The sequence below is a fragment of the Burkholderia alba genome (assembly GCF_034721475.1).
GTDB lineage: Bacteria > Pseudomonadota > Gammaproteobacteria > Burkholderiales > Burkholderiaceae > Burkholderia > Burkholderia alba.
In genome coordinates this window covers 1-6,531 of sequence record NZ_JAWJWL010000071.1, presented here as the reverse complement: position 1 = coordinate 6,531, position 6,531 = coordinate 1, and the positions used below count along the sequence as shown (strand labels likewise).

At 54.2% G+C, this 6,531-nt stretch carries 1 protein-coding gene and 4 pseudogenes; 1 reads left to right on the top strand and 4 read right to left on the bottom strand.

All coding sequences use genetic code 11. The annotated features are described in order from the left end of the window. The 4 genes and pseudogenes from RZR99_RS31635 to RZR99_RS31625 all read right to left on the bottom strand — a co-directional run. Nucleotides 1-2,506: pseudogene (locus RZR99_RS31635) on the bottom strand (YadA family autotransporter adhesin); the annotation flags it as partial. Nucleotides 2,507-2,833: 327 nt separating this feature from the next. Continuing rightward, a pseudogene (locus tag RZR99_RS33605) lies at nucleotides 2,834-3,481 on the bottom strand (ESPR-type extended signal peptide-containing protein); the annotation flags it as partial. A 1,323-nt stretch (nucleotides 3,482-4,804) separates the two neighbouring features. After that, entirely contained in the window at nucleotides 4,805-5,824 is a 1,020-nt protein-coding gene (locus RZR99_RS31630; protein ID WP_323123649.1) for a helix-turn-helix domain-containing protein, read from the bottom strand. Nucleotides 5,825-5,999: 175 nt separating this feature from the next. After that, a pseudogene (locus RZR99_RS31625) lies at nucleotides 6,000-6,218 on the bottom strand (Tn3 family transposase); the annotation flags it as partial. Nucleotides 6,219-6,262: 44 nt separating this feature from the next. Here RZR99_RS31625 and RZR99_RS31620 point away from each other — a divergent pair. Beyond that, nucleotides 6,263-6,531 (top strand): annotated as a pseudogene (locus tag RZR99_RS31620) (IS6 family transposase); the annotation flags it as partial.

Sequence of the window (6,531 nt, the reverse complement as noted above, 5' to 3'; positions counted from 1 at the left end):
TTGCGCTCGACAAGCCCGTCGACGTTGACGACGACAGCGACGTCACGCTACTCGTGGTCGACGACAGCCCCGTCGACGTCGACGACGACAACGACGTTACACTGCTCGTGGTGGACGACAGGCCCGTCGACAACGAGTTGATTCCAGTCGACGTCGAGGTAGACAGCGACGAAATCGAACTCGTCGCACTCGACAAGCCAGTCGATGTAGACGTCGACAAACTGTTGATCGCTGTATTCGTCGCGTACAGCTGTGAACCGTTGACCGCATCCGTGCTCGTCGCCGTTACCCGACCCGCCGCCACGTTCGTGATCTGACGCTCCGCACCAGGTGCACCCACGCTCACCACGCTCGACGGCGTCGTACCCGCGTAGCTGTACGTCGTACCACCAATCGTCCCGGTCGCCGTCGGGTTCGCTGCCGCTGTCATCGAGTTCGAACCCAATGCGACATCCCCGGCGTTCTTTGCCGTGGCCTGCTGACCGATCGCCACAGCACCGTTAGAACTCGCGTTCGCACCATCGCCGACCGCCACCGAGCTTGCACCTGCCGCGGTGGCATTGGTGCCTGCCGCCAGCGCGTTGATGCCCGTTGCACCGTCGTTGTTGTAGTTACCTTGCTTCGTACCGTTGTCATTCACGCTGTAGTAATGCGTCTTCGCCGCCTCGATAGCCGTCGAGGTCGACGTCGACAAAGACGTGATCGAACTCGTCGCACTCGACAGCCCCGTCGACGTCGAGGACGACAGCGATGTCACACTGCTCGTGGTCGACGACAAGCCCGTCGACAACGAGTTGATTCCGGTCGACGTCGAGGTAGACAGCGAAGCAATCGAACTCGTTGCGCTCGACAAGCCCGTCGACGTTGACGACGACAGCGACGTCACGCTACTCGTGGTCGACGACAGCCCCGTCGACGTCGACGACGACAACGACGTTACACTGCTCGTGGTGGACGACAGGCCCGTCGACAACGAGTTGATTCCAGTCGACGTCGAGGTAGACAGCGACGAAATCGAACTCGTCGCACTCGACAAGCCAGTCGATGTAGACGTCGACAAACTGTTGATCGCTGTATTCGTCGCGTACAGCTGTGAACCGTTGACCGCATCCGTGCTCGTCGCCGTTACCCGACCCGCCGCCACGTTCGTGATCTGACGCTCCGCACCAGGTGCACCCACGCTCACCACGCTCGACGGCGTCGTACCCGCGTAGCTGTACGTCGTACCACCAATCGTCCCGGTCGCCGTCGGGTTCGCTGCCGCTGTCATCGAGTTCGAACCCAATGCGACATCCCCGGCGTTCTTTGCCGTGGCCTGCTGACCGATCGCCACAGCACCGTTAGAACTCGCGTTCGCACCATCGCCGACCGCCACCGAGCTTGCACCTGCCGCGGTGGCATTGGTGCCTGCCGCCAGCGCGTTGATGCCCGTTGCACCGTCGTTGTTGTAGTTACCTTGCTTCGTACCGTTGTCATTCACGCTGTAGTAATGCGTCTTCGCCGCCTCGATAGCCGTCGAGGTCGACGTCGACAGCGATGTCACGCTGCTCGTGGTCGACGACAGCCCCGTCGACAAGGACGTGATCGAACTCGTCGCGCTCGACAGGCCCGTCGACGTCGACGACGACAACGACGTCACGCTGCTCGTCGTCGACGACAGCCCCGTCGACAAGGACGTGATCGAACTCGTCACGCTCGACAGGCCCGTCGACGTCGACGACGACAACGACGTCACGCTGCTCGTGGTCGACGACAGGCCCGTCGACGTCGACGACGACAGCGATGTCACGCTGCTCGTGGTCGACGACAGTCCCGTCGACAAGGACGTGATCGAACTCGTCGCGCTCAACAGACCTGTAGAGGTCGAAGTCGACAAACTGTTGATCGCCGTATTCGTCGCGTACAGCTGCGAACCGTTGATCACATCAGTGCTCGTCGCTGTTACCCGACCCGCTGCTACGTTCGTGATCTGGCGCTCCGCGCCAGGCGCACCCACGCTCACCACGCTCGACGGCGTCGTGCCCGCGTAGCCGTACGTCGTACCACCAACCGTCCCGGTCGCCGTCGGATTCGCTGCCGCCGTCACCGATCCCGAGCCCAGCGCAACATCGCCAGCGCTCGTCGCCGCCGTGGCACCATTGCCGATCGCTACGCTTCCCGTCGCGGTTGGCGACGTGCCTGCGATCGCATTTTGGCCCAGTGCAACCGAACCCAAACCTTGCGCCGAGTTAGTATTGCCGATCGCCAGCGCACCATTACCGTTGGCCGTGTTGTTCGCCCCCAATGCAACGGCACCCGTCCCGGTCGCGACACTGGGATCGCCGATCGCAACTGCGCCATTGCCGCTCGCAGTATTTGCAACGCCGATCGATACTGCATTACCGCCCGTCGCGGTTGCAGTTTGACCAATTGCAACAGCACCCGCGGAATTAGCCAACGCATTCGAACCTTGCGCGATCGAATTGTCACCAATTGCTTGTGTGCCACTTCCGATTGCCAAGCTATTATTCGAATTTACCGTAACACCATTACCAATGCCAACAGAATTATTTCCCGTGATCGAGTTATTGACCCCAAATGCAGCAGATTGAGTGCCGCTTACCGTACTTCCTCGACCGACCGCAATATTATTTGAACCATTCAGCGTCTTCAGGGACTCACCAACAAGAACGGAATCACTCGTTCCAGCAGTGGAACTTTGCCCGATCACGGTGGAATTCCCACCCGAGTTTTCCAGAGATCCGCTCCCGATTACAATAGAGCCATTAGAGGTCGCGCTTGCCGAACTTCCCAACACGACGGTATTCGCACCAACAGCAGAAGCCTGCTTTCCGATAACAACCGCCTGATTCCCGCTCGTCGAGGCGCGATTTCCAATTACGATGGCGTCAGCACCACTTGCGGTCACTGTATCGCCGATGGCGACTTGCGATCCGGCCCCGGTAGCATTCGCTGCATAGCCGATTGCAATCGGCGATCCCGGTGACGCCCCGACGGAATTCGACACGGCATTGGGACCAATTGCTATCGAACCACTCCCTACATTGCCAGCAGTCGCCGTACTATTTAGGCCGATTGCAATTGTCGTACCACCCGATGCGGTAGCTTTGTTTCCAAGCGCAACCGAAGAGCCCGAGGAGCCCGTCGCACCCGAGCCAAGCGCGACAGAATCATTGCCGGACGCTACCGCACCAGGTCCAAGAGCGGCGGCAGAGCCGCCGGTTGCCGTCGCCGTAGCACCAACTGCAACGGGATTATTGACCGTTCCCACGACACCGCTTTGTACACACTGCACCAATAGTGTTGGGCCGCATGGCACCTGTGCATACACAGCCTGCGAGGCTCCAACTGCAATCATTGCAGCGGCCACTGCGATACTCAAAGTCGATTTGGATGATTTTCCATGCGCCGACTCAAGCTCCGATGCAGCCACCCAAGCGCCGAGAGATTCGTTCCAGATAGTTCGATATACTTTATTCATCTTAACCAGCCGATATAAATTACAATAATTCAATCTCTCGACACACAACCTCACCTCGACAACCATCCTCAGATGGAGTCAAGCCCCTGACGTACGCCAGTGCAGCGAGAACTAACAACATTTAATTTATTTAGATTTGCTAAACAATTTAACAATTTCACGAAAATCAAACCCTACATACCCAACGCGTTAAATTTTGTTAAAGCTTCGAACCCGCCGACTGCTCATCCTAGGTACACATATATACGAGACTTATTCCTTTTTTTTCAACGTCAGGATACCCGAGACCATCCTCAATGAATGTTTACACGTCTCATATACACATCTTTTTTGTCTCATTTTTCCTTATATTTACCTGACAAATCAATAGTTTACGCTGAACAAGAATTTGGGGTTCAACCGTGATTTCATGTGATAGCGCGCGAGAAGGATCGACTTTGCAGAAGTGCTAACGTGGTCTGGCCAAGCTTCGCCTCGGAACTGGAAAAACATCTCTGGCCGAAAAACAAAGACACCAAACAACGTCATCGAGCAAATGATTGAGCTCCTGCAAAAGGCAGGTACGGTGGCGATCACCGAATTCTGAAAGAAGTGATAGATCAGCAGTCAGGATATCTACAGCTGAGGAAAGTATATCGGTATGCCTAAATCCTGCGGCAATATGTGTGCGATCAGTACATCGTGCAGCTTACTGATGCCGAAGATGGAAGTGCTATCGATCCAGTACCGATCGAAGGAGGCAGCGACAGAGTGTGCCCCACACCATGACAGTTCATAGATGTCGAAGACCGGGCGCTCAACTACATGATGCAGATAGTTCCACTTTCAGCGCGAGCTAATATCGGGCCCATCTGATCATGGTCATCACGCAGCGCTAAATTCTTACCGCCAGCAAAAGTTGCACTCCCTCGGTTGACAGCGACATTTTTTATTTTCAGAGAGCATAGAATGTTCCATGCTTATCGAATTTGACACCAATCGTCTCTATCAACTACGGAACCACATATATTGCGGGATACTGAGGCGAAACAGAGAAAATACAAGCGCAGTCGGATACCAGGCACGATACACCAGCTATGGGAAGTTGGTGTTGATCCGGAATTATGATGGGCACCCATGGGGCAGTCATTCCAATGAGTCACACTACCTAACATAGCGCACTTAATTTAATTCTCGAGCCGACGGGATCATCGAGATTGACTTCAACCCTGGTCGGCCGGATATAAGGGTCGCCTGGATACCACTGGTGTAGCTCAATCTGGCTGACACTTTCCAAGCCGTATCTTTTGGATAAATTGACCCTGATCGAAGTGACATCAGCAACTATGCTTCTTGAATTTTCGAAATAGATATCATGCGATCGAAATAAAACCCCATTCCATCAACACTACGATCTGGGACGTATTGTTCGGATCGCACATCACCTGGCGCACAGCCAAAGTATCCTCGGAATGCTTTCGAGAACTGCTCCGGACTTGAAAATCCGAGCGCCCCTGAAATATCTCTAATCTTCCCTCGTCCAGCTTTGCTCAAAGCCAATTCACGGTACGCATACGCCAGGCGCTTTTCCTTTATTATTGTCGTTATTCCACCGACGTCTTCGAATGCCCTATACAAATGCGCTCGAGACACTCGAAATCTATGCGCTAAAATTTCAGGAGACAACTCTCGATCGAACAGATTTTGATCTATAAAATCCAAAACTCTGTTCTTTAATACGGCAGACGGCCCCAACCGAGAATCCAATATTTCAGATCCGATACTACCATTGATCGACAAAACCAAAGACATCAGTGAATCTTGAACCGCATCCGAACTATCCGCCGGCAGCTCATCCATAACCGCACGAACCCCAAGGATATACGACCGAAGGAGTTTTGTGATGGGTAGATCGGCCTTCAACAGTCGACCATGAAGCTTCTTTCGGTTAGTAATGGTTTCAATAAACCTACGTTCGATGGTAATTGATAAATTCTCACCGTAGCCCTTCCATCGAACCGGAACATTCAGATCGCAGATTGTAATATCGCCAGGATTAGTCTCCATCAACATACCATTTGTTTCCCAATAGGTATGCCCTGTCAAGGTAAGTACTATCGTGTAGTTAGGGTCGGCACTTCTAGATATGACCCCTCTATCGCGCGAACCAACCTGATCGCTGAAAGATGTGTGTACTACATGCAAGTTCCCGGCACTCTGAACAATCAGACTTCCAGACGGTGATGGTGCATGGTCATCTGCGGCGGAAATGATATACAGTGGCTCACACAAAGTTCGCCAATAATCTCCTCTCTCTTTTTCCGGAATATGATCCACTGAAATGTGAAATTTCGAACGCTCCATGATCTCACCGTCGATATCGCAATTGACGCACCCAAAGCCAACCACCACCACATCCCAGTATCCCTCTCCCACATCGAGGTGTCAGCAACAATTCCTTTAATAATTGTCAAAACTAGTCCACTAACTGCTTAAAGAGGCTTGGCCAGGATTCGTTAAAAATCCGCCACATCTCGACCTAAGCCGCGGATTTGAATACGCAATCAATCGTCGGATCGAGCGGTGGGACGGGATGCAAGAGATCCAGCAAATAGCCCCCGAACCGGTTGATGTGCTCACGCCGGTACGGCGACAGCACCTTGAGTACTTCGGCATCGACTGGATGCCCCTTCTCCTACAACTCCTTCAGCTTGCGCAACATCCACCGCACGTTGTACAGGATCACCATGTTCGCGATGGGTACTATCAGGTTGTTCCAGAAGTCGGCGAATATAATGGGGCATGAAGAAAGCTTCTATCGCGCCTCTGCCGCCGGCCGAGGCGCCGGTTTCGTTCAAGGGCTACCGGTTTCCGCCGGACATCGTCTGCTACGCCGTTTGGTTATACTACCGTTTTCCGTTGAGCCTGCGCGTGGTTGAGGAGTTACTCGCCGCGCGCGGTATCGAGCTCTCGTACGAAACGGTGCGCTGTTGAGCGACGACATTCGGTCTGTCGATCGCAAAGCGGATTCGCTCGACGGCGACGGGGCGCGATGACAGGTGGCATCTGGA